The sequence below is a fragment of the Piscinibacter sp. genome (genome assembly GCF_050175855.1).
GTDB lineage: Bacteria > Pseudomonadota > Gammaproteobacteria > Burkholderiales > Burkholderiaceae_C > Piscinibacter.
This window is the reverse complement of the sequence record NZ_JBFXIO010000546.1, coordinates 1-2,725: the sequence shown is the minus strand read 5'-3', so window position 1 is coordinate 2,725 and position 2,725 is coordinate 1. Positions and strand designations below refer to the sequence as shown.

4 protein-coding genes are annotated in these 2,725 nt (G+C 68.2%); 1 reads left to right on the top strand and 3 read right to left on the bottom strand.

All coding sequences use genetic code 11. The features are described 5' to 3' along the window. The 3 genes from AB7U92_RS25495 to AB7U92_RS25485 form a co-directional block, all read right to left on the bottom strand. The coding region (locus AB7U92_RS25495; protein ID WP_428583405.1) for a hypothetical protein at positions 1–263 on the bottom strand (263 nt) is incomplete at its 3' end. A gap of 10 nt (positions 264–273) precedes the next feature. Then, complete coding sequence (locus AB7U92_RS25490; protein ID WP_428583403.1) at positions 274–813, bottom strand: hypothetical protein; 540 nt, start codon at positions 811–813, stop codon at positions 274–276. Continuing rightward, positions 723–2,228, bottom strand: a complete 1,506-nt coding sequence (locus AB7U92_RS25485; protein WP_428583401.1) for a hypothetical protein — start codon at positions 2,226–2,228, stop codon at positions 723–725. Before AB7U92_RS25485 ends, AB7U92_RS25490 begins: the two co-directional genes overlap by 91 nt. Positions 2,229–2,236: 8 nt before the next feature. Between AB7U92_RS25485 and AB7U92_RS25480 the strand changes: the two genes are divergently transcribed. Then, on the top strand, positions 2,237–2,677 hold the full coding sequence (locus AB7U92_RS25480) for a hypothetical protein (RefSeq protein ID WP_428583399.1): 441 nt from the start codon (positions 2,237–2,239) through the stop codon (positions 2,675–2,677). Positions 2,678–2,725 lie beyond the last annotated feature (48 nt).

The window sequence follows — 2,725 nt, the reverse complement described above, 5'->3', positions numbered from 1 at the left end:
ACCAGGCCCGACGCGTTGACCTCGCCCACGCCGCCTACGCTCACCGTCGGCGACACGCTGTCGAACATGCTCCAGCGCAGCCTCTCGGCCTGCTCCAGCTCCGCCCCTTCCAGGCTCGGCTCGCTCAACGCGCTCGCCGCCGTCGGCTCGTCCACGCCGCCGCATCCCGCCAGCACCATGCTCGCAACCGCCTGCATCACCAGCAGCGTCGTCCTGTTCCTGCGCAAGTTCATCTCGAAGAATCCTCGATTCGTGTCCGTCACCGCGCGCGCCTCAACGCGAGCGCGGCTTGATGCCCCACACGGGAGCGTCGTTGAAGCTGGCCGCGAGCGTGGGGAAGTTGGAGGCCGAGACGATGCGATTCCATGCCTCCGAGGCCCCGGTCGCACCGTGATCCACGGCATATGAGATCGCGGGCATCAGGTTGGCCCAGTAGCCGCCCGATTCGGTCGGGTAGCCGCTGTCCAGCGTCTCGCCCAGGGCGCCTGCTGTCGACAGGCCCATGGAACGGGCCACCTCACCCCAGCTGGCGTACCAGGGCCCCGGACCGGACCAGTTCGTCGCCGCGCTGGGTGCGTAGTTGAGCGTGTACTGCGCCGCCTGCCGGTAGGTGTACTCGCCGCTGCCGCCGCCGCCCAGGCGACCGACGATCGAGCGGTACTTCCAGGCCAGGAATGCGTCCAGCTTGTTCGTCGAGGCCGACGGGTACACCTGCAGATCCTTCATGTAGCCGAAGGCAGCGGTGAAGAAGTCTTCCATCCAGATCTGCGCGGTGTACGGATCGCCGGCCTCGTAGTCCTGGTAAGGCTGCACCAGGCCGAGCGCGTTGTGCGCAGTCGCGATGTAGCGACCATGGTAGTGGGCGATGTTCTCGCCCAGGCTGGCGACGAGTTCCTCGCGCAGCGCGTCGTCATCCGGCGTGATCGCGCAGCCTGTGCGAGGCTGCGCAGCGCCCAGGCCGCTCCGCGCGTCGTGTTGGTACCGGCACTGCTCTCGAGGATGCCCTTGCTGCCTTGTCGCGTCGAGCTCGACTGCTTGAGGTAGTTGGCCGTGGCGAGGAACTGCGACTCCTCGAGGAAGTAGTTCCAGCCGGTCAGCAGGTAGGCCATGAAGCCCAGCGACGGATGATGCGACGTGGCGAATGTCGGCGCCGCGCCGCCGCTGACATTCGGCGTGTACGTGCCGGTGCTCGACGAGCCGACATGGGTCACGCCCACGGTGTCTGTCATCACGAGATTCGGATGCCCGGAGAACTTCAACGGGCGCTGCGTCGTTTCGTCGCGGAAGTGGATGCCGAATCGCCCCGCCGCATAGGCGCTGATCACCACGGCGCGATGCGCACGCGGATCGCCGCTGCTGGAGAGATAGGCCGCGTCCCATTCGGGCAGCATGCCGATCGAGCCGTGGTAGCCCGTCGAACCCATGATGTCCGGGTAGGCCGCCTGCGACAGCGGCGTGTATGAACTCGGCAACCGGGCGAACAACGGGCTGGCGCTGGCGGACTTCGCACGGTAGGTCGGCACCATGCGGCTGTCCATCAGGTAAGCCGCACTCTGGCGCGGCGTCACCTGCGGATCCGTTCCGGTCCAGTGTGTCAGCGTGGTCCCGCTGGCAAGCACCGCGCGCTGCTGACTCAGCAGGTTGAGCGACTGCGAGAAGCGCTGGCTGCCATTGAGCACGAAGGTCGCCGTGCCGGACTTGGCCATGGGGCCGGAGACTTTCAGCTGTGCGTTCTCGATCCAGGGCAGAACCTCGACGCGACCACCCTTGTACGCACGCACCTCCAGCCAGGCCGACAGGTGCGGATCGCTGCCGATCGCCTTGCGGTATTTCCAGGAGGACATTTCCGGCCCGGAAACCCATGTCTGCGTCGGCGCATCCCAGTCACCGGCCGACCACGATGCGGTACCGAAGCTGCCGTACTGGATCGATGCGGACACACCCGCGGCCTTCAGTTCGGCCGTCGACATAGGTGTCGTCGCCGCCGGCGCAGCGGCCACGCTGAGGCCGATGCTGCGCCAGGTGTTGGCGCTGAGGTCGGCCTGTCCGGACAGCACGGCGAACTTCGCACTGCCGTCGGGCCAGCGGTTCTTGATCACGGCCTGGAAGCCGGGCAATGCGGACACGAGCGTCGACCCGGCCGGGACGTGACCCTGCCGCAAGGCCTGCCCGACGGTGAACGGCAACGCGCTCCCACCGACGGGGCTTACCAGTGCCAGGTCGAGCACTGCGCCTGGTGCCGGTGCGGGCGCCGGAGCCGGAGCCGGAGCCGGTGCAGGCGCGGGTGCAGGCGCAGGTGCAGGTGCAGGTGCAGGTGCAGGTGCAGGCGCGGGTGCAGGTGCAGGTGCAGGTGCAGGTGCAGGTGCAGGTGCAGGTGCAGGTGCAGGTGCAGGTGCAGGTGCAGGTGCAGGTGCAGGTGCAGGTGCAGGTGCAGGTGCAGGTGCAGGTGCAGGTGCCGGGGCAGGTGCAGGTGCCGGGGCAGGTGCAGGTGCCGGGGCAGGTGCAGGTGCAGGTGCCGGGGCAGGTGCAGGTGCAGGTGCCGGGGCAGGTGCAGGTGCCGGGGCAGGTGCAGGTGCCGGGGCAGGTGCAGGTGCCGGGGCAGGTGCAGGTGCAGACGCCGCCCGCGAGATCTTCCTGCTCGTGCGCGTCACGTTTCCAGCCGCATCCTCGGCACTGATCGTGATCGTGTTCTCACCCTGCTGCAGTTGCAGCGAGGCCACCGTCC